Source organism: Pseudomonas sp. SIMBA_068, from assembly GCF_046534705.1.
Lineage (GTDB): Bacteria > Pseudomonadota > Gammaproteobacteria > Pseudomonadales > Pseudomonadaceae > Aquipseudomonas > Aquipseudomonas putida.
In genome coordinates this window covers 1-239 of the sequence record NZ_JAWRYI010001563.1, presented here as the reverse complement: position 1 = coordinate 239, position 239 = coordinate 1, and the positions used below count along the sequence as shown (strand labels likewise).

1 protein-coding gene is annotated in these 239 nt (G+C 43.9%); it reads right to left on the bottom strand.

Annotated features, from left to right (window positions below):
- On the bottom strand, positions 1-201 hold a 201-nt coding region (locus SB756_RS34935), incomplete at its 3' end, for a peptidylprolyl isomerase (RefSeq protein ID WP_410913864.1).
- Between the last annotated feature and the right edge of the window lie 38 nt (positions 202-239).

Genomic DNA, 239 nt, shown 5'->3' with positions numbered 1-239 from the left:
CGGTTCTTTGGTGGCTTTTTGTTTCATGCCCGGTTCAAAACCGCCGCCCTGAATCATAAAGCCGTTGATAACACGGTGGAAAATGGTGTTGTTGTAAAAACCTTCGCGGCAGTAGTCCAGGAAGTTTTTAACTGTTTCAGGTGCTTTATCGTCAAAAGTTTTGATGACAATATCGCCGTGATTGGTGTGGAAAGTAACCATTTTTGCATCCTGTTCCGTTTGATTGGTGCTTCAACCCA